The sequence below is a fragment of the Paenibacillus sp. 276b genome (assembly GCF_900107875.1).
Classification (GTDB): domain Bacteria; phylum Bacillota; class Bacilli; order Paenibacillales; family Paenibacillaceae; genus Paenibacillus; species Paenibacillus marchantiae.
On the sequence record NZ_FNRR01000002.1, the window covers coordinates 764,534 to 788,582 of the forward strand.

At 43.2% G+C, this 24,049-nt stretch carries 31 protein-coding genes; 25 read left to right on the plus strand and 6 right to left on the minus strand.

The features are described 5' to 3' along the window. Positions 1–3 precede the first annotated feature (3 nt). Both BLV50_RS14345 and BLV50_RS14350 read right to left on the minus strand, forming a co-directional pair. A complete protein-coding gene (locus BLV50_RS14345; RefSeq protein ID WP_090808398.1) occupies positions 4–1,056 on the minus strand; it encodes an anti sigma factor C-terminal domain-containing protein in 1,053 nt (350 codons plus the stop codon). 2 nt (positions 1,057–1,058) lie between these two features. Continuing rightward, positions 1,059–1,568: an RNA polymerase sigma factor gene (locus BLV50_RS14350; RefSeq protein WP_063564047.1), complete on the minus strand. Its 510-nt coding sequence runs from the start codon at positions 1,566–1,568 to the stop codon at positions 1,059–1,061. Between the two features lie 223 nt (positions 1,569–1,791). Between BLV50_RS14350 and BLV50_RS14355 the strand changes: the two genes are divergently transcribed. The 5 genes from BLV50_RS14355 to BLV50_RS14375 are packed head-to-tail and all read left to right on the plus strand — an operon-like array spanning position 1,792 to position 4,136. Next, complete coding sequence (locus BLV50_RS14355) at positions 1,792–2,202, plus strand: NUDIX domain-containing protein (protein ID WP_090808400.1); 411 nt, start codon at positions 1,792–1,794, stop codon at positions 2,200–2,202. 4 nt (positions 2,203–2,206) lie between these two features. After that, positions 2,207–2,518: a hypothetical protein gene (locus BLV50_RS33100; protein ID WP_090808402.1), complete on the plus strand. Its 312-nt coding sequence runs from the start codon at positions 2,207–2,209 to the stop codon at positions 2,516–2,518. Positions 2,519–2,553: 35 nt separating this feature from the next. Continuing rightward, positions 2,554–3,417, plus strand: coding sequence for an imm11 family protein (locus tag BLV50_RS14365; protein WP_090808404.1), 864 nt, complete (start codon positions 2,554–2,556; stop codon positions 3,415–3,417). 41 nt (positions 3,418–3,458) lie between these two features. After that, entirely contained in the window at positions 3,459–3,836 is a 378-nt protein-coding gene (locus tag BLV50_RS14370) for a hypothetical protein (RefSeq protein WP_090808407.1), read from the plus strand. 12 nt (positions 3,837–3,848) lie between these two features. Further along, entirely contained in the window at positions 3,849–4,136 is a 288-nt protein-coding gene (locus BLV50_RS14375; RefSeq protein ID WP_090808409.1) for an SHOCT domain-containing protein, read from the plus strand. A 108-nt stretch (positions 4,137–4,244) separates the two neighbouring features. Here BLV50_RS14375 and BLV50_RS14380 read toward each other — a convergent pair whose 3' ends face one another. Further along, complete coding sequence (locus BLV50_RS14380) at positions 4,245–4,673, minus strand: hypothetical protein (protein WP_090808411.1); 429 nt, start codon at positions 4,671–4,673, stop codon at positions 4,245–4,247. A 143-nt stretch (positions 4,674–4,816) separates the two neighbouring features. On the opposite strand from BLV50_RS14380, the gene BLV50_RS14385 reads away from it, so the two are divergent. Together BLV50_RS14385 and BLV50_RS14390 are read left to right on the plus strand one after the other, a co-directional pair. Further along, the gene (locus BLV50_RS14385) at positions 4,817–5,029 is read left to right on the plus strand and encodes a hypothetical protein (RefSeq protein WP_063564054.1); all 213 of its coding nucleotides are present in this window, start codon (positions 4,817–4,819) and stop codon (positions 5,027–5,029) included. A 90-nt stretch (positions 5,030–5,119) separates the two neighbouring features. Beyond that, positions 5,120–5,512, plus strand: coding sequence for a hypothetical protein (locus BLV50_RS14390; RefSeq protein WP_256337955.1), 393 nt, complete (start codon positions 5,120–5,122; stop codon positions 5,510–5,512). Between the two features lie 303 nt (positions 5,513–5,815). Here the strand turns inward: BLV50_RS14390 and BLV50_RS14395 are convergent, their stop codons facing one another. Then, positions 5,816–6,784 (minus strand): cation diffusion facilitator family transporter, encoded by a 969-nt coding sequence (locus BLV50_RS14395; RefSeq protein WP_090808413.1) that lies wholly within the window; start codon positions 6,782–6,784, stop codon positions 5,816–5,818. A 303-nt stretch (positions 6,785–7,087) separates the two neighbouring features. Here BLV50_RS14395 and BLV50_RS14400 point away from each other — a divergent pair, with 303 nt between their 5' ends. The 12 genes from BLV50_RS14400 (at position 7,088) to BLV50_RS14460 (ending at position 16,712) form a co-directional block, all read left to right on the plus strand. Further along, positions 7,088–7,765, plus strand: a complete 678-nt coding sequence (locus BLV50_RS14400) for a response regulator transcription factor (protein WP_063564057.1) — start codon at positions 7,088–7,090, stop codon at positions 7,763–7,765. Beyond that, positions 7,762–9,138: a sensor histidine kinase gene (locus tag BLV50_RS14405; protein WP_090808415.1), complete on the plus strand. Its 1,377-nt coding sequence runs from the start codon at positions 7,762–7,764 to the stop codon at positions 9,136–9,138. The genes BLV50_RS14400 and BLV50_RS14405 overlap by 4 nt, the downstream gene beginning before the upstream one ends. A gap of 66 nt (positions 9,139–9,204) precedes the next feature. After that, a complete protein-coding gene (locus BLV50_RS14410; protein WP_090808417.1) occupies positions 9,205–10,329 on the plus strand; it encodes an ABC transporter permease in 1,125 nt (374 codons plus the stop codon). Beyond that, on the plus strand, positions 10,326–11,003 hold the full coding sequence (locus BLV50_RS14415) for an ABC transporter ATP-binding protein (protein ID WP_090808419.1): 678 nt from the start codon (positions 10,326–10,328) through the stop codon (positions 11,001–11,003). Before BLV50_RS14410 ends, BLV50_RS14415 begins: the two co-directional genes overlap by 4 nt. A 168-nt stretch (positions 11,004–11,171) precedes the next feature. Further along, complete coding sequence (locus BLV50_RS14420; RefSeq protein ID WP_072734165.1) at positions 11,172–11,714, plus strand: NUDIX hydrolase; 543 nt, start codon at positions 11,172–11,174, stop codon at positions 11,712–11,714. 61 nt (positions 11,715–11,775) lie between these two features. Beyond that, the gene (locus BLV50_RS14425; protein ID WP_083584726.1) at positions 11,776–12,279 is read left to right on the plus strand and encodes a DUF4275 family protein; all 504 of its coding nucleotides are present in this window, start codon (positions 11,776–11,778) and stop codon (positions 12,277–12,279) included. 202 nt (positions 12,280–12,481) lie between these two features. Further along, positions 12,482–12,985 carry a GNAT family N-acetyltransferase gene (locus BLV50_RS14430; RefSeq protein WP_090808421.1) on the plus strand — a complete coding sequence of 168 codons (504 nt, stop codon included), beginning with the start codon at positions 12,482–12,484 and terminating at the stop codon, positions 12,983–12,985. A 55-nt stretch (positions 12,986–13,040) separates the two neighbouring features. After that, positions 13,041–14,018 carry a GNAT family N-acetyltransferase gene (locus tag BLV50_RS33460; protein WP_256337956.1) on the plus strand — a complete coding sequence of 326 codons (978 nt, stop codon included), beginning with the start codon at positions 13,041–13,043 and terminating at the stop codon, positions 14,016–14,018. Positions 14,019–14,021: 3 nt separating this feature from the next. Continuing rightward, positions 14,022–15,029 (plus strand): aminoglycoside phosphotransferase family protein, encoded by a 1,008-nt coding sequence (locus BLV50_RS14445; RefSeq protein ID WP_090808423.1) that lies wholly within the window; start codon positions 14,022–14,024, stop codon positions 15,027–15,029. Between the two features lie 42 nt (positions 15,030–15,071). Beyond that, positions 15,072–15,365: an RNA polymerase alpha subunit C-terminal domain-containing protein gene (locus tag BLV50_RS14450; protein ID WP_090808425.1), complete on the plus strand. Its 294-nt coding sequence runs from the start codon at positions 15,072–15,074 to the stop codon at positions 15,363–15,365. Positions 15,366–15,511: 146 nt separating this feature from the next. Then, the gene (locus BLV50_RS14455; protein ID WP_177031191.1) at positions 15,512–16,018 is read left to right on the plus strand and encodes a DUF2569 domain-containing protein; all 507 of its coding nucleotides are present in this window, start codon (positions 15,512–15,514) and stop codon (positions 16,016–16,018) included. 79 nt (positions 16,019–16,097) lie between these two features. Next, positions 16,098–16,712 (plus strand): histidine phosphatase family protein, encoded by a 615-nt coding sequence (locus BLV50_RS14460; protein WP_090808429.1) that lies wholly within the window; start codon positions 16,098–16,100, stop codon positions 16,710–16,712. Between the two features lie 100 nt (positions 16,713–16,812). Here the strand turns inward: BLV50_RS14460 and BLV50_RS14465 are convergent, their stop codons facing one another. Continuing rightward, on the minus strand, positions 16,813–17,259 hold the full coding sequence (locus BLV50_RS14465) for a GNAT family N-acetyltransferase (RefSeq protein WP_090808431.1): 447 nt from the start codon (positions 17,257–17,259) through the stop codon (positions 16,813–16,815). A gap of 279 nt (positions 17,260–17,538) precedes the next feature. Between BLV50_RS14465 and BLV50_RS14470 the strand changes: the two genes are divergently transcribed. From BLV50_RS14470 to BLV50_RS14495, 6 genes are all read left to right on the plus strand, one after another. After that, a complete protein-coding gene (locus BLV50_RS14470) occupies positions 17,539–18,195 on the plus strand; it encodes a pyridoxine/pyridoxamine 5'-phosphate oxidase (protein ID WP_090808433.1) in 657 nt (218 codons plus the stop codon). Between the two features lie 21 nt (positions 18,196–18,216). Further along, positions 18,217–18,525 (plus strand): hypothetical protein, encoded by a 309-nt coding sequence (locus BLV50_RS14475; protein ID WP_072734157.1) that lies wholly within the window; start codon positions 18,217–18,219, stop codon positions 18,523–18,525. 68 nt (positions 18,526–18,593) lie between these two features. Continuing rightward, entirely contained in the window at positions 18,594–19,199 is a 606-nt protein-coding gene (locus BLV50_RS14480; protein WP_090808435.1) for a GNAT family N-acetyltransferase, read from the plus strand. A gap of 68 nt (positions 19,200–19,267) precedes the next feature. Continuing rightward, positions 19,268–20,236, plus strand: a complete 969-nt coding sequence (locus tag BLV50_RS14485; protein ID WP_090808436.1) for a radical SAM protein — start codon at positions 19,268–19,270, stop codon at positions 20,234–20,236. A 204-nt stretch (positions 20,237–20,440) separates the two neighbouring features. Further along, a complete protein-coding gene (locus BLV50_RS14490) occupies positions 20,441–21,427 on the plus strand; it encodes a phosphodiester glycosidase family protein (protein ID WP_090808438.1) in 987 nt (328 codons plus the stop codon). A gap of 2 nt (positions 21,428–21,429) precedes the next feature. After that, positions 21,430–22,443: a bifunctional glycosyltransferase family 2/GtrA family protein gene (locus BLV50_RS14495; protein ID WP_090808440.1), complete on the plus strand. Its 1,014-nt coding sequence runs from the start codon at positions 21,430–21,432 to the stop codon at positions 22,441–22,443. Between the two features lie 142 nt (positions 22,444–22,585). Here the strand turns inward: BLV50_RS14495 and BLV50_RS14500 are convergent, their stop codons facing one another. Further along, positions 22,586–24,043 carry a PTS transporter subunit EIIC gene (locus BLV50_RS14500; protein ID WP_090808442.1) on the minus strand — a complete coding sequence of 486 codons (1,458 nt, stop codon included), beginning with the start codon at positions 24,041–24,043 and terminating at the stop codon, positions 22,586–22,588. Positions 24,044–24,049: the final 6 nt, after the last annotated feature.

The following is a 24,049-nucleotide window of genomic DNA, read 5'->3' on the forward strand; positions in this document are numbered from 1 at the left end:
TAATTAATCCCAATTCCATATCTCTACTCGATTCAAATGGAAATGTTGGAATTCCGGGACCTTTGTAAGTTTCTCTAACTCTCGTACGGGACCAGTAACAACCGCGCCATATACTTGAACGCCATTCTTTTTTAAATAGGCAAGACGTTGTTTATCCAGTTCAGCACCACTGTACTCAATATGGTTTGACATCCATTCTAGATCAGACATCATGGCTTGAACCTGTTCTTTCATCTGTCCTGCATCGTCAGATACAAAGTAATTAAACCATCTTGCACCATTGTCATTGAATTCATAAAGAGGCTTAAGGCTAAGATGAGGAATATTATAGTCGAATATTCCTGCGCGTGAATAGGAAACACCAGGCTCGGTGAATTCGCCTGAATAGATCGGCATGGCGGTCACCGCAACATCGTAATCTGAGAGAAGCTGCATCAGTTGGTCGGGAGACGCTAGATTTTTCAAGGATAATGACATCTCTGCGACATGTCCATCATCAATTTTACCTAGCCGCTTAAGGCTACTATTTTCCTCAGAATCATTATGATCAGATTTGCCACCCACTAGTGAATAAGGGAGATAGAAAGGGCCTGGGTTATTGCCATTCATATACGCTCCTGTATTAGTAATCGTATAGGTGAATTTACCGGTTATACTGAGTTCAGCTTGAATTTCACCTGTGATTACCTCCCATGAACCTACGTGTCGATATATTTTCAAATTAGCTTTTTGAGTTAAAAACGGGGTTACTTCAAAAGGTTGAACATTTATTTTTTTTTCTACACGAAGTCCGTCACCATGCATTTCAACAACAGATATAATGGACCGCATGAAATTGTTACGTACCGCTGATTGATCAAAATAGATATGGAGTGACGATACATAGATGTGATATACCATAAATACTAGAAAAAGAGCTCCTCCTGCATTTAGGAAAAACTTCCATCTCGTTTTCCAAACCATTCGTTTAAACTGCTTATGACCCCATTCAGGACGCTGATACTCAAAATCCTCTTCCTGAAATACACGTTCCTCATCATGTGGTGTTTTAGACATTCTCAAACGTCTCCTTTCATTTGAAGCATCTCTGCTTTGAATCGTTCTCTGGCGCGAAAAAGAGTGACCTTAACCTTGTTCATGTTCATATCCAGAATCTCGCAAAGTTCTTTATAAGATAACTCGTTCATTTCTCGTAGCACCAAAATGGTCCTATACTGTTCGGGAAGTTTCTTCATCACTTGTTGAATACGAAGGGTACGTTCACGAGCTGTGAGCACTTCCTCAGGGGAACGATATGTATTTTCTGTCGCTTGTTGCTCCATCTCTCGATTCATTTGAATTTCTCCACGATATTTACGATACCAATCAATAAATAAATGCCGAGCTACTTTGTATAGCCAGGCTCTGGCGTAATTTGCATGCTCGGCTTTCATGGATACCATGGCTCTGTAAAAGGTTTCTTGAACTAACTCCTCAGCTGTCTCCTGAGATCCACACATACGGTATAGATAGAGATGCAGGGAGGATTGGTACTGCTTGAATAGTTCGGCATATAGATCACTCCTCATTTCAAGTTTCCTCCTCCTTCTCTTTAGACAACGGGTCAAGTCAAATAATGTTACAGTAAAATTGAAAAAATTTAGGAGGTTTCTTTAGGAACTAAAATAAGAAAAAGGAGTAACCATAAGTAAGAGAACAAAAAACATATCATTAATGAGAAAGTTTAGAAAAAAACTTATAAATTGGGCCCGAAAGATATAGTGTAGCTTAACAACTTAAAATTCTCTTGGAATGCCAGGTGTGGCTGGGGTTATCCGAAATGAACAAGGAGAGATCTTGTTCGGTCGTAAACATAATGAAACCAACTGGGGCTTAATTGCTGGGGCAATCGAGCTCGGTGAGACACCTGCTCAAGCGATGATAAGAGAAGCATGGGAAGAGACAGGACTTATCATAGAACCGGAGAAAGTGATAGGGATCTATGGTGGTGAAGAGCAGCGGTTTACATACAGTAATGGTCACCAGGTTGAATATTTAACGATCGTATTTGGATGCAGTATCAAGTCTGGACAACTGGCATCCGATAATGAAGAGATGAAAGATCTGCAATTTTTCCCCGAGCATGAGCTTCCACCTATTGCAAACAAGTATTCAGACTATATTTTTAGTTCTAACCAAGAGGAAAGGGCGCATTTTAAATAATTCTATGAATCTATATGGGAAGAAACCAAATGGTATTGATATTGAGTGGACGACCAGCACATTTGGTTATTTATCCATTCCGGTGTTTGTCTTGGGGATTGTATTTTATTTCTTTCCTGATATTTTATATAAATGCTTTGTTCTGATGAGATATAGGGGAATCAAACCAAATTGGGAATTTGAGGACAACCCTCCAAACAGAGATATTCCAAAATTGATAGAAGTGATATTAAAAGCATTAGGCTGCATCATGATGATATTAGGAATCATATGGTTTTGGTTTTCGGAAGAGTTTTATCATTTTTGGTTTGTTTAGCAATAGTACGCATCTTATAAGCAGGAGTGAAATGAATGAAAGCATGGTTGTTAGATTACTATCCACCGAATAATACGATTGAGTTTAGCGATTCGGAGGAATCAGATCAGGTTTATGAGGCATTAGGCAGTGATAAGCCGATTATTCAGGAATGGTCTGCACCTAACGTAGAATTTAATGATGTGGGCAAACCAGCCGATATTTTAAACAGATACACAGGAGCGCTTGTCATTAGTAGGAAAGTGAAAGAACTATTGGAACAGAATCACATTGAACATATCGAGTTCTTGCCACTTTCAACGGCTACTGAAGAGGAATACTATATTTTACACGTGATGAGTGTTATCGATTGTATAGACACGGTAAACTCTAAAGTAAGGACTTATTATGACGACGTTCCTCAATTCGATGAGTATTCACTCGTTTTAGATCATAAAGCTTTACAAGGACAACACATATTCAGAATTAAACTACCAAGCGAGGATAGAGAGTTATCTTACATATATGTTTCAGATTTTTTGCAAGAGATATTAAGTCATTCCATCGTGGGTTATCAATTGGTGGAGATCTGGGATTCGGAATTTTCCTGGAAAGCCAAAGAAGAAAAGCATGAGCGGATGGGTCAGGAAATTGATAGCTCCTTGCTAGAAGTGTTTGATTTTGATAAAGCCAAGAAGTTCGCTCGTAAAAATAAAGGCCATATGGTGTACTCCGGTGAGTGGGCGATCAAGGCAGATAAGGAAAAGCAAATTTGGTTAGGGAACCTTCAATTGGATGGGAGCTACTCATGGATCAATCCCATCTATTATCCTCCCATTTTGTTGGAACTTCAGTGGGGAATTCCAGAAAGAAGTAAAACGATGTTTAGCCGTTTGAAAGAGAGTGTTGGCTTTAAATAACAAAATATTCAGCTAAGAATTACCTGGAAGGAGGAGTGGGCGTGAGAAGCTCCAGGTTTACACCGTATTTAAGTTTCATTGGTTTAGGATTAATTATTATGACTTTGGCCATAAATCTTATTTTTCATTATGGAAGGGGATTGGATGAAGGTTCCCTTATGCTTTTGTCGGTTGCCAATGCCGTGTCATTGTTTTTCACTTTAGTATGGGGATTGTTTGGGCTTATTGAGTTGTATTTATTATTGATATCGAATAAGAAACTTAAATCCGGATTGGATACTGGAAATATTAGTAAAGAAGAGTACATGAATAAAGCCAAAAATCTTAAATTCTGTTATGTTGTAAATATAAGTTATCTGGTTATGCTTTTAATTCAACTTGCATATGTCATTATGAATTGGGACGAGGTCGATGTTTAGGAGGAACTATAATTGAAAGCATTGTCGATCATTGGTATTGTGTTATTTACATTAACGTTTTTAATGATATTCGGGCTAGTGCCAGAAGATCCCGATAGCGCAGCAATCTTGGGACTTTTAAGCATGCTGTACGCCATACCCTTCTCAATTATTGCTTTGGTTGTATCTTCTCGGAGGAAAAAACAACCTGTAAATGTCCATGAACAACTTTTGCAGCTAGGTGAGTTGAGAGAAAAAAATATCATTACTGAGTTTGAGTTTGAACAAAAGAAAGAGAAGCTGTTCTCTAAAATTAAGTAGTTCAGAGACAACTACATACCATAATGGAGGCCCACCTAAGATAATAGTTATCGGGGGAGGCCTCCATTATTAATAATATCTCCCTTAATTAAAGGATTTAAATCAACCTTACTCATTCGTAATCTTTATCGTTTCATCGGTTATGGTCTTACCATCACTCCCCAATGCCTGAACAATCACATGGTGATGCACAGACTTACCCGCAATATCCCACGTTATCTTCCAACCATCGTCCTCGTTAGTATCATACCCAATAAGTTCTCGTTCTCCCCAAGTCTCAGTTCCTGTTGGAACGGCCCAGAAAAGAAGTGTTTCTGCGTTGGTCGCCTCTACTGTGACATTTAACTCTGTGCTATCTGTAGGAATTATAATCCAACCTTCTTTTTCGGGAAAGTTAGTCTCAACATTTGCAATCATGGGCATAGCCTCATTTCTTGGGATAACCTCAGTGTCATGATTATCAGTAGGAACTTCTGAAGCGCAGGCTGTGAGAAGAAGGAAGAGCAGAAGAATCGGGAAAAATGCTCTATTTGTCATGATGATTACCTCTTTCTATATAGTGGTATTCACAAATCCTCCAGAGTAATTCCCTCGCACTTGGTTTGACAATACGTTATATGCATGTAAACATAACAGTTAATCAATTACAGTTTAATATAAGTAAGGAGTTGTAAATCAGGATGGAACTCTTTGGAGCTTTTATAGCGTTGATCCTATGTTTTATTGTGTTTCTTATCGTTGCTGCAGTTATACGTTATGCGATAGATTCTTCAAAAACATCGAAAAGACTTGAGGATCTAATAAAAGAAGTACACTATTTGAGAACTGAAATTAAAAAACAAAATAACAATAAACAAGGCGATAATAAATATATTATTGACGAGAAAGTATAGTATAGGTGCCTATTCAAGAAGCAATACCTTGCATCATGCAGGTCGTTTTATGGAAGGAGGGTTAAGGTGCGAAGTGATTTTATTGAGCTCGTGGAAGAGAGTGATGAGAGGTACAAATGTTATGTTTTGAAAAATACAGTCCAAATATTTAAGCAATCCATAAAGGATGAGGATTTAAATGATGTCCGACTCTATATATCGACGACTATTCAGTTAGATGCAATTGCTGATGTAGTAGAGTCATATCTGCATTGGTTTACGGAGTGTGAGGCCGTATTTCGAAATTACTATGAGAACGAACTTCACGAACAAGTACATAAGGATTGGTTTAATGAAATTGAAGTTTATCAAGTAGACATCACATTTAATAGCAATGAGGACTACGGAGCAACGATAGCCTGCGGAGACAATGTGTTACAAGGTCACATTATGATTATTGATTTTGATCGAGAACAAATCGAGGCCATCCACTTAAATGGATAAGCTAATTAAATATACCATTGATGATGATATTTTGTAGTCTATTGTTTTCTCTTAGCTCCAGGTAGTTAAGAAATAGGAGCAGCGTTATCAGTACAAGGATCACTGACATGAACTTTTGGAATTTCCCCATGGTAGATATAACCTCCTCGTTATATTAAGTAAATTACGGTGTACAACAAATTAATTTGATAATGCCATTTGTATTACATAACACCTGAATGGAATTAAAGTTACGTGCAAAATGAAAAACAGGACTATTCCTCTAACGGGAATAAGTCCTGTTTCTATTTACAACTATTAATCTCAATGATGATGATGCGCATGAGCATCCGGTGCGTCGCCTTTGACGGTGCATAATACCGAGGTATCGTGAAGATGCTTCTCAGACTCGACTTGCAGTGTCACATGTTTGATTTCTTTATGCTCCAACAGATGCTCAATCTTCTGAACAAGCACCTCGGATGCGTAGACATCCATCGTTCCGTCCACCACAATATGAGCGGTCAGTGCATTCAGGTTGCTGGTGATGGACCAGACATGCACGTCGTGCACGCCTTTGACGCCATCGACTTGTTTGATGGTCTGAACAAGGTCATTTACATCCACATTCGCTGGCGTTCCCTCCATCAAGATATGCAAGGATGATTTGGTGACAAAGAATCCACTGCGCAGGACCAGTACAGCAACAATGACACTCGCGAGTGGATCGGCCCAGCCCCAACCGAAGAACATCATGAGCAAAGCCGCAGCAATGGCGCCAACCGATCCCAGCATATCACTAATGACATGGAGATAAGCTCCGCGCATATTCAAGTTTTTCTCTGTATCGCTGCCGCGCATCATGATCCATGCCACCAGGATATTAATGAGCAAGCCGATGATACTGATAATTAACATACCTACTGTTGCGACTTCTGGTGGGTTGATGAAGCGACCAATTGCTTCGTAAAAGATGTAAAGTGAGATGGCGATTAAGGTGACCCCATTTAACGTGGCTGCCAAAATCTCAAAGCGTCTGTACCCGTACGTTTTACCTGTATTCACCGCTTTTTCGCCAAAGGTGAACGCCAGCAAGGCGATCCCCAAAGCTATGGAATCAGATAACATATGACCTGCATCGGAGATGAGGGCTAAGCTGTTCGTCATGAATCCGCCAACGGCTTCAACAATCATATAAACGGTAATAATAATGAAGGAAAATAACAGTACTTTCTTGTTATTGGTACTACCATGATTGTGTCCATGGTCGTGGTTGTGATGATGTCTGGACATATGAGATCCTCTCCTTTGGAGCCGTGCTCCGTTATGTAATTGATTTCTTTTGTGACTAAAGTAATCCTTGGTAATGATAAAGTTTTTATAAATGAACATATGAGCAATCATTCATATGTTATGGTTTTATTATAAGTGGGCCTAATAATAGTGTCAACCAGAATTGAGAAAATATAAACATGCACGCGGGGCTTCATTGCATGTTCGCTGGCGATTTACGTTGCTTTTGTGCTACCATCTGTGCAGGATCAAAGTCGCGGAATTTATATTCATTCAACTTACAGAAAAGGGGCGGACAACAATATGAAGAATCTGCTTCTGGCGGACGACGACGCCAATATTAGAGCACTCCTCCGGCATGTCATGACCAAGGAAGGGTATCGGGTACATGAAGCACAGGATGGAGTGGAAGCAGTCAAGGTTATGCAAGCAACACCAATCGATCTGGCGATTCTGGATGTGATGATGCCAGGTATGGACGGACTGGAGTTATGTGATTTCATTCGGCAACATTATGACATACCGATTATGCTGCTGACAGCACGGGATCAACTATCCGACAAGCGGGATGGGTACTTGAGAGGCACAGATGAATATGTGACGAAGCCATTTGAACCCGAGGAACTGGTCTACCGGGTTAAAGCATTATTTCGTCGGTACCATCGTACGTCCAGTGATATCATTCGTATGAATCGCATCGTGATTGACCGGAATAATGTCGAGGTCTCCGATGGGCAATCGATTCTCTTTTTGCCAATGAAGGAGTTCGAGCTACTCTCTCAACTTGCTCAGTTTCCGGGGCGATTATTCTCGCGTGATGAACTAATTCGGTTGGTCTGGGGAGCGGATTATGAAGGCGATGACCGCACCGTGGATGTACATATCAAGCGGCTGCGTGATCGTTTTGCCGATTATGGGGATGATTTTGTCATTCAGACGGTACGGGGGATTGGTTATAAGATTGAGGTGAAAGCGCATTGAGATCACTGTATTTTCGGGTGTTCATGATTACAATCGCGGTGATTCTGGTCAGCGCTATGCTGGGTTTTCTTTTATCGAATATTTATTATCATGCGAAGCTGAAGTCTTTCAATGACGAGAAGTTAGTTGGCATCGCGACGCAAATGAAGCAGTTTGTGGAGCAGGAACCCGCTACGGTAGAGCATTACCTGGACAATGCCGCAGCGCTCGGTTACGAAATTTATGTGACGGATGGAAAAGGGAATGACCAATTCTATGGCCGCGAATTCCGCCAGAAAGATCTGGACAAGCAGGCTGTAGATCGGGTATTAGGTGGTGAGATATACCACGGCGTTGCCGAGTTTCCCAGCAAACCTTTCATTACGGGTTTCTTCGATAATCAATTGAGCAATACCGTTGGTGTTCATCTACAGATGGGCAATGCAAGTTATGCGTTGTTTATGCGCCCTGATGTTATTTTGCAGTTCGGTGAGCTGCGTATCTTTTTTGCGTTGATTGGAGCGTTTACGGTGGGCATTAGTATTCTACTCTTTATAATCAGTACCCGCTATCTGGTGAATCCGATTGAACGTCTGTCCGAGGCGACCAAGCGCATTGCCCAAGGAAACTATAATCTGAAATTGTCCACGACTAGGCGTGATGAGATTGGACAGCTGGCCCAGCATTTCATGACCATGAGTCGTGAATTGGAGCGGGTGGATCAGGCCCGTCAGCAGTTTGTATCGAACGTATCTCATGAGATTCAATCACCGCTGACCTCGATTCAGGGTTTTGCCCAACTGGTAGCGGATCGAGATCTGCCTGAACAAGAACGGGAGCACTATGCTTCCATTATTGAAGAGGAGAGCCGCCATCTCTCATTGCTCAGTAAACAATTGCTGCTGTTGTCCTCTCTGGAACAAGGTCATGAGGATTTGACCAAAGTGAGATTCTCTCTACGAGATCAATTCCGCCAATCGGTTCAGGTGCTGCAATGGCAGTTGGAAGAAAAAGAACTGTTGCTAAGGATCTCGGTACCCGAATCCATCCAGTTATATGGCAATGAAGTGCTGCTCATGCAAGTATGGATGAATCTGCTGGGTAATGCCGTGAATCATCTTCCACAGGGGAGAAGCATCGAGATTCGTGCAGAAGAGACCAATGCCCAGTGCGTAATCTATATTCGGGATACAGGAGATGGGATTGCGGCAGAGCATTTGCCTTTCCTGTTTGATCGTTTCTACCGAGTAGACCGTGCGAGAGAACGTTCTTCCGGCCGAACCGGGCTCGGGCTTGCCATTGTGCAGAAAATTATCCGCATCCATGACGGTACGATCGAGGTCTCTAGTTCGTCTGAAGGAACGGTCTTTACCGTGACGCTCCCGCAGATGTAATCTGTTATTCATTTGCCGTTCATTTTCGCCTCCTATACTTGGGTTATCAAGAGGAGGTCAGAGAATATGTACTTGGCTATTAGAGAGATGAGGTTTGCCAAAGGGCGATATGCATTAATTGCTACAATTATGGTGCTTGTATCATTTCTGGTTTTGTTTGTCACAGGTCTGGCACAGGGGCTCGCGTATGATAACGCGGCATCCATCAAAAATATGGCAGCAACCCATTTTGTTCTGGAGCAGGATTCGAATCATCGGTTTACCCGCTCCCAGGTGAATCAGGACCAGCTGGAGCAGACACGCTCCATTGTGGGGCAAGAGAATGCTGAACCGCTGGGTGTGAAAATGACAACAGTCAGTCCAGCTGGTGACACAAAGAAGATTGATGTAACGCTATTTATGGTGAACCCGGAAGGCTGGCTGGCTCCAACCGTAACCGAAGGCTCTGCAATTACGGATCTGAAAGACGGGCAGGTTGTAGTGGATCAAAAACTGTCTGAATCTGGCGTGACGATTGGAACGGAACTGGTCGATCAAGCCTCGGGAACGAAGTGGACCGTGGGTGGATTTGTGGAAAATGAGTCCTTCAGTCACTCACCGGTTGTGTTTCTGAACGAGCAGGAATGGCTCGCTATTCAAGAAGGTTCTCGTACTTCGCAAGGAACAGCAACCTCTAATGCTCCGGTATACAATGCGATTGTCGTTAAAGATGCAGGTGAGAAGGTAGACAGCCTCAGTACTGCTTTGCCGAATACGGAAGTAATAACGAAGTCAGATGCGGTATCCGCTATTCCTGGGTACAAGGAAGAGCAGGGCTCACTGCTCATGATGATTGCCTTTTTATTTGTCATCTCGGCGTTTGTGCTTGCGGTATTCTTCTACGTCATCACGATTCAGAAAACGAGTCAATTTGGTATTTTGAAAGCCATTGGGACGCGAAATTCATATCTGGCGGGCAGTGTTTCGTTGCAAGTATTGCTTCTGTCCATCGGCAGTCTGGTGATCAGTGTGCTGTTGGTTCAGCTGTTTGAATTGATCTTGCCAGCTTCGATGCCGTTTCAATTAGGCTTGTCCACCCTGGCACTAACCTGTGTGTTATTCGTGGTGATGTCTATGGCGGGTTCGCTATTCTCGGTGTGGAAGGTTACCAAAATTGATGCGCTTGATGCGATTGGGAGGACAGCAGCATGAGAAACCGACTGGTATTGCAGGGAATTACACAGTCTTTTGAAGATGGTGGAGTCAAACGGACGATATTGGATAAGTTGGATCTTAAGGTGGCCGAAGGAGAACTCGTCGCGGTCATGGGGCCTTCCGGCTCAGGCAAAAGTACATTTCTGTCCATCGCAGGTGCACTGCTTGAACCGACGGAGGGACAGGTTATGCTGGATGGCGCATCGATTATGGGCAAAAACAAACAGGACATATCCGATGTACGGCTCCAGCAGCTCGGGTTTATTTTTCAAAGCGCCAACCTCATTCCGTATCTGAAAGTGGAAGAACAACTGATGGTGGTCGCCAAGCTCGCTGGAACGGACAAAAACAAGGCTGAGAAGCGGGTAGATGAGCTGCTGGATACGGTAGGCTTATCGCATCGACGTAAGGCATATTCCGAGAAGCTTTCTGGCGGAGAACGCCAGCGGGTTGCCATTGCCAGAGCCTTGATGAATGATCCGGCCGTCCTGCTGGCGGATGAACCGACAGCCAGTCTGGATGCGGAACGTGGACTGGATATTGTGAGCATGATCGCACGGCTCGTGAAAGAACAGGGTAAGAGTGCAGTCATGGTTACGCATGATGAGCGGATTTTGCCGCTATGTGATCGGGTTCTCTTTTTGGAAAACGGGAAGCTGGTACACCATTAGTGATCAGAGTGGATAGTGTGAACATTCTTTAGTTCAACTGAAATAACATGAGAAGGTCCATGGATTCCCGATGGGAAAAGTGGCCTTCTTTTTTCTTTTTTGATCTATAATGAGAGATAGAACTTATAATGGAAGATTTATTTTACATAGAGAGGATCGGATAGAAAAATGAAGACTTTGGATCGGGAACAGTTCCCGGCGCTCAGCACATCGATTCACTGGGGAATTGTTAAAGCAGAGTTTAGATTGAACGACATCGTGGATGAAACGCTGGTAAGTAATGTGAGCATTATCCCGTTTGTGGGGGAACGAGTGGTTGTTTTTCAGATCGATAACGGAAAATGGGAGCTGCCCGGAGGAACGTTGGAGGTAGGAGAGAAGTATATGGATGGTCTGCAACGTGAAGTGATGGAGGAGCTCGGAGCCAAGTTGGTCACGTATCGGGTGTTTGGACAATTTCATTGCATGTCGAGTGAACCTGAGCCGTATAGACCGCATATTCCACATCCTCATTTTGTGAGAATTATTGGCTATGGAGAAGTTGAACTCGTGGGCCAACCGCTGAATCCGATAGATGGGGAACAGGTAATTGCCGTAGAGGTTGTGGAAATTGGTGAAGCGATCAGGAGATTTGAAGAACAGAATAGATATGACATTGCAGAAATGTACCGATTGGCCTATTTGCTTCGAGAAGAAGCAAATGGTGAGTAACTGGAATGCTAGTTTATTCTTAAATCTTAAATCTTAAATCCTACAAACTTCGGAGGTTATGATGATTAGAGATGAAATTAATGAGTTGCTGGATGCTCTACCGGACCATGAACTAAATGTGGTGTACTCGCGAATCGAGCTTGTGCACCGCAAATATATGTATAACAAAAATTTGGAGGACAAGGGGGTCCTTGTGACTGAATTGTGCGAGGAATCCGAAGAGATTATACAGAAATGGGATAACACATTTGCCAAGAACATCAGTGAAGAGGTAAAAGAGGCCATCTATTATAGCCAGTACAAGTGGCATATGTTCAGTTATGAGAAACAGGATTGCCTAACAGACGATGCAGCACGAGATGCTTTTAATGCCGAAAATAATAACGAGTTGTATGTCATGTATCAACATACACCATTCATACAGGTATTTCAGAATGCGAATAAGGTCATCGCAGAAGATTTTGATTCGGAACAGGACATTTATATTTTTGACCAAGAATTCACGTGGACGTATGTACATACCCATGAATCCAGGTGCGGACCGTATTTTTATAAAGTGAAGTAACAAGGAGCAGTAAGGAGTCACGAGTGAGGAGTTTTGGTTCAGCTTTTTAAACAAACGAATATCTGCCGGAGGAACCTTCTGATGCGTAAGAGGTCGATTAAAATATTCAGACGCGCCATGCTTAGTATCGGTAATAGACCGTTTGCAATAAAGTAATTATCCAGGGAAAAGATTTTAACTTTTGAATAAGGGAGGGATCTTGATGGAGCAACTTAATACTAAACTCATAACTAGACTTGCATTACCGGAGGAAGCTTCCATTGTGTTGAACCTATGGCAGGAGTCTGCCCGGTGGCTGAACTCCAAAGAGATATTTCAATGGCGTCCTGAGTATTTCAATTTGGAACAAGTAAATGAATTCATGACGGATGGATCTGACGTATATCTTGCTGAAATAAATCATGAAATCGTAGGGACGTATACCTTAACGTGGTCAGATCCCCTGATTTGGGAAGAGCTCGACAACACCAATTCCGGATACATACACCGATTTGCAGTGAATAGAGATTTTAAAGGGCAAAATATAGGCCTGCTCCTTCTAAAATCAGCTGAAGAGAACATTAGGCAAAAAGGTAAAACATTGATCAGGCTGGATTGCATGGCAGATAACCTGAGACTTAATCAATACTATAAAGACTATGGATTCCAATACATTCGCAGAATGAAACAGGGGAACTGGAGCGCCAGTCTGTATGAAAAAGAATGATGGTGTCTCTATCGACTTCATTAAGCTCGTAAGTGTATAAAAAGGGGGACTATTCATGCTTTTATCCTATCATCCAATGAAAATAGCTGATGCAGAAAAAATCGTTACCTGGAAATATGAAGAGGAATACGCGATGTACAGTTTCTCTGAATCCAATGAAGATATTCAAGAATTGATGAATGAGGAGTACTTTTCAGTCCTGGATGAACTGGAGAGGTTAGTAGGATTTATTTGTTGTGGGGAATCAGCTCGAGTTCCGGGAGGAACCTCAATCGGATTGTATCAAGAAGAAGGATATCTGGATATAGGCCTTGGATTAGATCCAGATCTGACAGGACAAAAGATAGGGTCTGTGTTCCTTAAACAAAGTTTAGTATTCTTGCAAAACCATTTCAAAAGTTCTCAGTTTCGGCTGGTTGTTGCCAAATTCAACGAACGAGCAATTAAAGTGTATGAGCGGACAGGCTTTAAAAGAGATAAGGAGTTTTATAGCAAAGTGCATGACGAGGACATGTTATTTATCAGTATGAAACTGGAAATGTCCATCTACTCTTTTGAAGAAATAACGGAGCAGGATTTGACTGAAGTCAGAGAAATATATAATTACTACGTTTCCAACACGACTATCTCGTTTCATACTGAAGAATTGACCCTGGAAGAAATCAAGGCATCTGTCATAAACAGAGATCCGCGCTTTAAATCGTTTGTCATTAAAGAAGAGAACGAAATTAAAGGGTATGTGCTAATTACGCAATACAAGAGCAAACAAGCCTATGACTTCTCGGGAGAAGTAACCATTTATTTGAAACCGGATATTGTAGGCAAGGGCATTGGTGGAACGGCACTGCGATTTATAGAGAATGTTGCGCGCGAGCAAGGGTTCTACACCTTAATTGCTACGGTATGCATGGAAAACACACTCAGCAAGTCCCTGTTCGAAAAGCATGGGTATGAGCAATGTGGGATGTTTAAAGGCGTGGGATATAAATTTGATCGCAGATTGGATATTGGTAGTTTCCAAAAGGTGTTGTAACGTATGAATAATGTTCAATATAATCTAAAATTCGAAAAACTCGTCGCTGAATTAGAACTTGGTGAGTTGAACAGTAAGCCCAAGGCAATCTCGGGTGGGCTTTTACATCGCATGTATGCCATTGAAACTACACATGCCAAATATGCTGTGAAAGCACTGAATCCTCAAATTATGAGTAGACCTACAGCTATGCAGAATTATATCCAATCCGAAAAAATAGCAAACGTGGCAGCAAATTTTATCCATGCTCAACCTGCCAAAGTGATAAACGGTTCTTCAATGCAGATCTTAGATCATCAATGTTATCTTATATTTGACTGGATCGATGGTAAAAGTCTGGAGCATCATGAAGTAACTGAAACCCATTGTGAGCATATGGGCATGATTCTTGCGGAGATTCATAAAACTGATTTTTCACAGCTTCATATTCCTGACCTTCAGTTGGATGATTCCAAAGAAACCGATTGGAATGATTATTTAAACAAAGGGCAGACAGAAAATTCGGATTGGACAATCTTATTAGCTGATAACATTCAAAAGCTCTATGAGTGGAGTGCTCAGGCAAAAAATGCATCAGTAATACTGGCTTCAGATGCAGTTATTAGCCATAGAGATCTTGAATCTAAGAACGTGATGTGGCAGCAGGACAACCCCATCATTATTGATTGGGAATCAGCGGGTTATATCAATCCGATGCATGATCTGGTGGAAACAGCGACGTATTGGTCGGTAGATCAGACCGGAAACGTGGGCAAAGAAAGGTTCTTGGCTTTTATAAATGGATATCGGTCTCGAGTGGGGAATTTAAACGCCAATTGGAGAAGGGTTCTCGATAATGGTTTTTCCGGAAAATTGGATTGGCTCGAATACAGTCTAAAACGCTCTTTGTGGATTGAATGCACAGACGATGAAGAACAACAAATGGGAACATCACAAGTTACATGGACTATAGAGGCTTTAAAACAATATGAGGATATGATCTCAGATGTTGAGAACTGGTTGAGTAGCTAAATCCGAGATAATTGTTATCCGATACAGGAAGGGGTGACTAACATGGCAAACACTAAAGGAACACTAAGAACATGTGAACAAGGGCATTCCTATTACAAAAGTAGCGATTGTCCGACCTGTCCTGTCTGTGAGAAGGAACGGAAACCGAAAGAGGGATTTCTTTCCTTGTTGTCTGCACCCGCCAGACGTGCGCTGGAGAATCAGGGGATTACGACATTGCAGATACTCTCGCAATACACCGAAAAAGAGATTTTGAAGCTGCACGGGATCGGGCCTTCTGCAATGCCAAAACTTCGACAAGCACTTGAAGAAGAGGGATTATCTTTTAAAGTGTAACCCTCTTTTGTTGGTCAATGGCTTTAATTGGAGAAATTGGTATCGTATCTCTTCCTCGCATTGTATAATAATACAGTTGTGTAAAAGTTTACACGAGAAAGAGGAGTCATCTCAGAATAACAAAACAGAATAGGAGGTATTATTTAGTGGAACCACAAATTGAAGAAAAGAAGGTTGATTATAGACCTTTGGGTATATCAGGACTTGGGGGATGGTTGATTCTTGTCCATATTGGACTTTATCTCACCATCATTATGCTTGTTGTGCAAATATTTCAATACTTTGTACCTTCATTGACGACAGAGACTTGGGAACTCTTAACTTCCAAACAATCTGACTATTATCACCCATGGTGGGGTCCGGTTCTCATTTTTGAAACGGTATATAATGTGCTATTTTTAGTATTTAGCGTATATACGCTGATTACGTTTTATAGAAAGAAATCGATATTCCCTCGTCTTATGATTATGTTTTACAGTGTGAGTCTAGCCGTGGGCATCATTGATTATCTGTTGTTACTTCAGATTCCTATGGCGGTAGAACTTGAGGATGGAAGTTCGTTAAAAGGGATAGGTAGGACGGTACTCACCTGTGCCGTATGGATTCCTTATTTTATAAAATCAGTTCGAGTTCACAATACGTTTGTCAAATAAAAACATAAGCCCCGACCTAAGATGGAAGATCTAGGGCCGGGGTTTGTTATAAGAGGATTCAAATAGAGGAGGAGATATCTTGAAGATTTTCTTAGTAAGGCACGGCATGGATGAGGAGGGTTACAGAGGTGGTTGGAGTCAGCGAGGGCTCATTGAGGAAGGTATTACTCAATCGGCGAGGCTCGGAGATTACCTGTACCAACATTCAGAGCAATATAAGATAAACACGGTGATTAGCAGTGATCTTCCGCGTGCAGTACAGACTGCCAAAGAGCTTGAAAAAAGACTGTACATAAAGGGGCTTTATCTGAAAGACTGGAGAGAAATGAACAACGGACATTTGGCTGGAATGCCAAATAAGGAAGCAGAAGTGAAATATGCAGGAGTTTATTTTAACACTCTTGGCATGGATACCCCGTTTCCAGGAGGAGAGAGTCCTCGAAATTTTTATAACAGAATATGTACATCCTTTCGGGATTTATGCCGAAGTATAGAGGAGCAACAGATCAAATCGAATGTTCTACTGGTCACGCACGGCGGAGTAATCAACATCCTTTATTATCTCTTAGGAAACCAAAATTGGACCAATACATCGGTGTTTCATTCTATTGGGAATACCAGTGTTCATACGCTTGAAAAAGGAGTGAATGGTTGGGAGTTTAGCAGCATGAATATGATGAGTCATCTAGGTTAGAAAAGGGAGTATATAAAAGCAGCAATTTTCACAACAATTAATTCTTTTTCAGTCATAATAAAGACTGCCGACAGGTGCCGTCAGTCTTTATATATATTATTTAGTTTATCTGAAGCAGACGCACTATTTCACCATCTATTACTTCTTCACTAGTTTTTATAAACCCTAAAGATTCATACAACTTTCCCGCAATTAGATTGTCTGGTCGGTGTCCAATCATGATTCTTGTGCAATTTGAAATACGCATAAGCTGGATCAAAGTTTTCATTGCTGCCTTGCCATAACCTTTTCCTTGATGCTTCTCGTCAATCATTATGGCAGGAATCCAGTAGTTATCATCCTTGTCTGGGTTCGCACAGAATACGAGAAAACCGACTAAAACCTCTTCCGAGTAAATAGCACGTAATTCAAAATCATTAACATATTTAGATTCAGCAATCCAATAAACGACAGGTGCAGGAAAGATATGAAGCTGTTCTGGCTTAACTTTAAGCTGGGTACATTCATACCAATTTTCATTAGACACTGGCTTTAATACAACTACCATACAAAATTCCTCCCAAATTTTACTTTGCAGAGGAATTTATCCTCTGCACTTACTTCGTATCCTTCCTAAAAATCATTGCAACATGGTTATTCTTCATACCACATCACTCCTTTCGAAATGAAAAAACTCTAATGTAGGTTATTTGCTATTTTGTTTAATATATCCTTCTTTTATCAGTGAAAATAGATTGAACATATCAATCATTTCAAAACAAATAGTTGAGAAAATGGCCTACTACGCTACAATGGAATGAAATGGAAGTATAAGGAGGTTGCAGATATGATTAATAAACCAAGTGATTTGTTGCGTGAGTTGAAGTCCTTGTCTGGACCTTTTCCGACTTGGGATACCGAACAGTTACCGGATCGACCAGGGGATCTTTTTCTGGAATGGCTGAGACTGGCCATTGATTATGAGGTAAAGGAACCCCATGCGATGACGATCTCGACGGTGGACTCGAATGGTTTTCCAGATGCACGAGTATTGATTTTGAAAGACGTGGTTGACGAAGCTTTTTATTTTGCATCTGGCTGGGAGAGTCGAAAAGGACAGCAGCTGGAGAACAATCCGCATGTGGCACTGACCTTTTACTGGCCTACATTGGGCAGACAGATCCGCATAAGGGGAGAAGCCGTGGATATGGGCGAGGAAGCAGGTGCAGCGGATTTTCGGAAAAGATCGGCAGGTGCGCGCGCAGTTGCGATGACAGGACGACAGAGTCAGGAGCTGGAGAGTGAGGAAGAATTGGAACGCGCCATTGCCGCTCAGAAAGAGCGGATCAGCCGGGATTCTGATGTCATTACACCGAATTGGAGACTGTACGCCGTGAACGCAAAGGAAGTTGAGTTCTGGCAGGGAGACCCGGAGCGAAAGCATGTGCGAATCCAATATGTTCTGCAACATGGGCAATGGAAGCAACGGCGATTATGGCCGTGATTTGATAAAGGGGGGAATTGTGTGAGTCGTAGAACTACAGGGACACTGCTGCTGGTCATAGCGGCATTTCTATACGGTGTTCGATATTTGAGTGCTGCCATTTTTGGTTCTGGTGTGGCTTCGTGGAATTCGGAATTGTTTCAGGAGATGCTGAATTATGTGGGAACCGCTCCGCAAAGTTGGAGTATAGCTGCTTTAATCCTGGGTTTGTTCTATTTAGTATGGGCGGAATATGAAGCAACCAGCTCCAAAACCAAAGAAAGTCTCAAGCGTTTTGTGAGTTATGAATCTGTAGATCAAGAAGCGGGAAGCCAGAACAAAACAGATTAACTGGATAGTGTGAGTTCTTATCAGCAACAGTTGCTAAATTAATTTGTATAAGCTGGGGAGGCATACATATGAAGTCCATTGAAAGTTATTTTGATCCATTTCCGGTATTGGAAACAGAACGATTGCTCCTTAGGCCCATTACCTATGCTGATCTGGATGAGATGTACCGTTATTGCGCGGTTCCTGCTGTATCGGAGTACACAACTTGGGACGCACATCAGAGCAAGGAGGATACGAAAGCCTTTATTGATTTTGTGACGAGTCGATATGAAGTGGATAAGCTGGGGCCATGGGGGATTGAGTATAAACAAACGAAGAAGTTGATTGGCAGCTGCAATTATTTAGGATGCGACAGCAACAGTATGAGGGTGGAATTAGGTTATGTGTTATCCAATGAGTACTGGGGCCAAGGCATCATGACGGAAGCGGTTAGCCGAATCATTCAATTTGGATTTGAAGACATCGGGTTGGAACGAATTCAGGCTAAATGTCTGGTGGGTAACATCGGCTCCGCAAAGGTCATGGAAAAGACAGGCATGAAATTCGAAGGGCTTTTACGGAGTTATATGAAAATTAAAAACGAAATGCAGGATTTGAATTTGTATGCGATGACCAGAGCAGATTATGATTCAAATGTTGATATGATTCCCAACGTACACAATGTCATATCGTGAATCGACCGAGAACCGCTATAATCTCCAAGTTGAAAAAACATGGATAAGGAATCGGGAGGTACATTGAATTGACAGCGAAAAACAAATATAAATCACTTGAACTTGAAACACCCGGCGTATATGAACTGGAAGGACTGGAGGTCGGCGTGACCTCCAATTGCAATTACAAATGCGACTATTGCTGCGCCTACAATCGGGACGATGGGCAATGCATCAGCGGTCAGGAGGTTATCCGAATCATCCGTGAGCTTCCGCGGCTCAAGCGGGTGCGTTTGTCCGGGGGAGAGGTGACTCTGAAATATCAGGATTGCCTGGAGATTGTGACGTATTGTGGGGAACATGGCATCGACACGCAATTAAATACCAATGCCAGCCTGCTAACGGAAGAACGAATTCATGCTTTGCGGGATGCAGGCTTGTCCAATATTCATATATCTTTTAACTATACAGACCGGGAGGCTTATGCAGCCTATTACCGTGTACATCCGCGCATGTATGAGCGATTGGAGCATAACATTCGTCTTTGTACTGAAGCGGGGCTGGAAACTGTGCTTGAAACGCTGTTATTCGAAGGAACCCAAGCGAACATGCAAGCTATTAGCGATAAAGTCTATGAACTGGGTGTGCGCATCCATGAGATTCAGAACAGCATCGTGATGCCACACAGTAGATGGAGCAAGATTGCCTCCAAGGAGTCCCTCATCCAGTCCGTAAATGATCTGATCAAGCACAAGAAAGAAGATACGACATTATATTTTACCTGTATGGATCGTTTCGCGGAGCAATTGGGGTTACGAGAACAACCGGGTGTGTATTTCTCCAATTGTGTGGATGGGACGAAGCAGCTACATTTACACGGTAATGGGGATATTCTCATCTGTGAGTTATGCCACCCAGTCGTGATCGGCAATATCTACGAGGGTACGTCTTTGAAGGATATTTATACCAAGCAGCCACAAGCGTTAATGGATTATCTAGAAAAGCAGCCCTGCCCTGCATACGATGCTCTTTTTGCTGGTGAACAGTCCCGTTTATAGAAAGTTGTTTAGCATCGTACTTGTCCCTATTTAGGGTACATATATAGATTGAGATCCATCATTATCACTTATATGGAAGGTTGTCTGATTTCCTCTCGGGGGAAAGGATGACCTTCTTTTTTTGCGTTCAGCCTGTTTCAGATTCATTTAAGCTAGCCCGCCTATGATGAGCCTTAAGAACTTAGATGAAGAGGTGAACTTCACATGATGAAGATCTATCCAAAAACCAACGAGAACGACCCATATAAAAATGCAAAACCAAGGCGCAAATGGCTGATGATTATCCTTGTTATTGTTCTGGGCCTTGGTACCGTGATATACAGCCTGGCAGATCGCTACTTAATCCGGCATGTACAGGTTGTTGTAGCGGATGACAATACATCAGTAACCAGCACCTCTAATGATACTTCAACCCCGACGACTGAAGTAAATGCAACGTCAGATGACTGGAACTATTCCAGCGATGATATGCAGGTCAAAATCGACAAGGTGCAGACGGGGTCCGGCTCAGATCAGATTACGTATTACGTCGCAGATGTACAGCTAACAGATGCGAGCAGCCTGCGCTCGGCTCTGGCAGATAACAGCTTTGGCACGAATATTACCGAAAACACTTCAGAGATAGCATTGGCCAACAATGCCATCTTTGCTATCAATGGTGACTATTACGGCTTCCGTGATGATGGCGTAATTATCCGCAATGGTACGGTATATCGGGATGATCCGGTGCGTGATGCGATGGCATTGTTCAGTGATGGCACGATGAAGACATATAACGAGACGGAAGTATCCTCATCGGAATTGCTGGCTGAAGGTGCGACCAATACGCTATCTTTTGGACCAATTCTGATTCAGGACGGTGAGATTGTAAGTGACTTCAGCAGTGTGAAAATCGATAACAACTTTGGCAACCGGTCGATCCAGGATGCCAATCCGAGAACTGCAATCGGCATGATCGCCCCGAATCATTATGTATTTGTTGTGGTTGACGGACGGCAGGATGACAGCCGTGGCATGACGCTGGCAGAGCTTGCCGATGTCATGAAAGGTCTTGGAGCAACGGAAGCCTACAATCTGGACGGCGGCGGTTCATCCACAATGTATTTCATGGGTCGGGTTGTTAATAATCCGCTGGGGAGAAACCAGGAACGCGGCGTAAGTGACATCCTTTATCTGAAAGAGGGACAATGATCATGACTATATTAATTCCATCATACGAACCGGATGTTCGTTTATTGAATCTCGTGTTGCAGTTGCAGACGTTTCAGTTAGGACCCATTGTCATTGTAGATGATGGTAGCGGACCAGGTTACAGGGGGATTTTCGAGACGGCAGAAGCCTATGGGTGTACAGTCCTGACACATACAGTTAATCTGGGCAAGGGACGTGCACTCAAGACAGGATTTCAATATATTAAGGAACATGGCCCACAGGGCGGTATTGTGTGCGCAGACAGTGACGGCCAACATCTGCCGCATGATATCAAACGTATCTTTGATGTACTATTGGAGCATACGAATCCGGGGATTGTACTGGGTAGCCGTCGGTTCAGTGGAACCATTCCAGCGCGTAGTCGTTTTGGCAACACGGTCACACGAGGTGTCTTTTCTCTCACGACAGGTACGAAAGTATACGATACACAGACAGGCCTGCGAGGTTTTCCGTACTCAATGCTGGACTGGCTGTGCCAGATACCGGGGGAAAGATTTGAATATGAAATGAACATGCTGCTAACAGCACATAAAGAAGGGTATGAGATTACAGAGGAGTTTATTGATACGGTCTATCTGGATCATAACAAATCTTCTCATTTTCGCCCATTGGTAGATTCATTCCGCATTTATATGCCGATTCTGATGTTCAGTACGTCTTCGGTGTTATCGGCCTTGATCGATTTTGGCTTACTGTTCGTGATCCAGTACTTCACGCATAATCTGTTCCTATCGGTCGTTGCAGCGAGACTGTGCAGCTCCATCTTCAACTATACGATCAATCGGAAATATGTATTTTCAGCTGGAAAAACGTCCAGAGTCCGTCAGTCTTTACCGAAATACTTCTCACTGGTCATTCTGGTGCTGTTATTAAATTACGGATTGTTGTACTTCTACAATGAAAAATTGATTATCCCGCTGATTGCAGCCAAGCTGTTAACAGAGGTATCGATCTTTGTGTTCAGCTATTGGGCGCAGCGCAGATTTGTATATTAACTTTGTATATTAATACTCATAGACCACAAGAAGACACGGCCACTCAAAAGAATATCATGCGCTTCTTGGTAATAAAAAAGGTCGAGAACAGGGTAAAGCATACCCCTGTTCTCGACCTTTTAAACTCAAAGGAGGACGAGCGTTACATCAGTTTCTTAATCTCATCCTTCAGAATTTCGGACTGGGTGCCGAAGATGACCTGCACAGCTCCGCCACCAAGCCTCATGATGCCGGAAGCGCCAAGCTGTTTGAGCGCCTGGTCGTTGACGGCTTTGTCGTCTTTAACAACAAGACGGAGGCGAGTGATGCAGGCATCGATGCTCTCGATATTATCTGTTCCACCGATCTCGGCGAGCACTTTGCCAGCCTTGGTGTCGCCAGACGCCGCTGCCACGGCGGAAGCATCAGTGGGGCCATCGGCATCATAAGCGTCATCCTCGCGCCCCGGCGTTTTCAGGTTGAACTTGAGAATCATGAACCGGAACAGGAAATAATAGACGACCGCAAATGCGAGTCCGACTGGAATCATGAGCAGCGGATTGGTCGATAGCTTCATGTTCACGAGGTAATCAATCAGACCTGCGGAGAAGGCGAAGCCCAGCTTAACATCCAGCAGGTACATGATCAGGGCCGCTACACCGGTAAGAATAGCGTGCACCACATACAGCAGAGGCGCCGCGAACATGAAGGAGAACTCGAGCGGCTCGGTAATACCCGTTAAGAACGAAGCCACCGCTGCGCCGATAAAGATCGAAGCGACCATTTTCCGCTTTTCAGGCCGGGCTGTATGAATCAAGGCAAGCGCCGCCGCCGGAAGAGCGAACATCATAATCGGGAAGAAGCCAGACATGAACATGCCTGCCGTAGGGTCTCCGTTGAAGAAGCGGGTCAGGTCCCCGTGCACGACTTCCCCGGCTGCATTGGTATAATCTCCGATCTGGAACCAAGCGATGGAGTTGAGGACATGATGCAGACCGAGCGGGATGAGCAGGCGGTTGGCGATCATGAACACCATGGAGCCAACGCCTTCAAAGCCTACAATCCAAGCGCCGAAAGCGCCGATGGCATCCTGAATCGGGCTCCAGACCATGCCGAACAGGATGGCCAATACCAGCATGGAGCCGGCGGTGACCATCGGCACAAAGCGTTTGCCGGAGAAGAAGCCGAGCCAGTCAGGAAGCTTGATATTATGGTATTTTTTATACATATAGGCTGCAAGCAGTCCGGCAAATATCCCACCCAATACGCCCATATCCAGCTTGACATCGTCAGGAATATAGCCGAATACACCTGGAACGGCTCCCAGAATCCGCGTCAGCACCATATAAGCGATCAGGGCGGAAAGAGCGGCGACCGCATCCCCCGCCAGTCCGATTGCCACCCCGATGGCGAAGATGAGCGCAAGGTTGCCAAAGATCGCCCCCGCTCCCTCATTCATGAATGGAACTACATACTGATTGAGAAATCCCCCTATCACGGGTCCAAGCGGAATGTCCTTTTCATAATTAAGAAGACCCAAGCCTTGAAGAATACCTGCTGCAGGCAGGGTTGCTACAGGAAGCATCAGGGATTTCCCTAGCTTTTGCAATGCTTTCAGCATATTGTT